At 59.5% G+C, this 518-nt stretch carries 1 pseudogene; it reads right to left on the reverse strand.

What is annotated here, in order from left to right:
- Positions 1 to 518 (reverse strand): annotated as a pseudogene (locus tag BLX41_RS34515) (3-hydroxyacyl-CoA dehydrogenase NAD-binding domain-containing protein); the annotation flags it as partial.

Here is a 518-nt window from a genome sequence, read left to right on the forward strand (position 1 = left end):
AGGCGCTTGGCTTCGTAGAGCACGTCCACGGCCGAGCGGCGATCATCCTTCATGCGATCCGGGAAGCCTTCAGCCATCACGTCACGACCGTGGTGACCGGTGTCGATGCCGACCACGTCCATCAGGTACGCCGGGCCCATTGGCCAGCCGAATTTCTCCATGATCTTGTCGATGCGCACGAAGTCCACACCGGCGCTGACCAGCTTGGCGAAACCGCCGAAGTACGGGAACAGCACGCGGTTGACCAAAAAGCCCGGACAGTCGTTGACCACGATCGGGTTCTTGCCCATTTTCTTGGCGTAGGCAACGGTGGTCGCTACCGCCAGTTCGCTGGACTTCTCACCACGGATCACTTCCACCAGCGGCATCATGTGTACCGGGTTGAAGAAGTGCATGCCGACGAAGTTTTCCGGACGCTTGAGGGCCTTGGCCAGCAGGCTGATGGAAATGGTCGAGGTGTTGGACGCCAGGATGGTGTCTTCCTTGACCTGACCTTCCACTTCAGCCAGTACGATCTG

Source organism: Pseudomonas protegens (genome assembly GCF_003732485.1).
Lineage (GTDB): Bacteria > Pseudomonadota > Gammaproteobacteria > Pseudomonadales > Pseudomonadaceae > Aquipseudomonas > Aquipseudomonas protegens_B.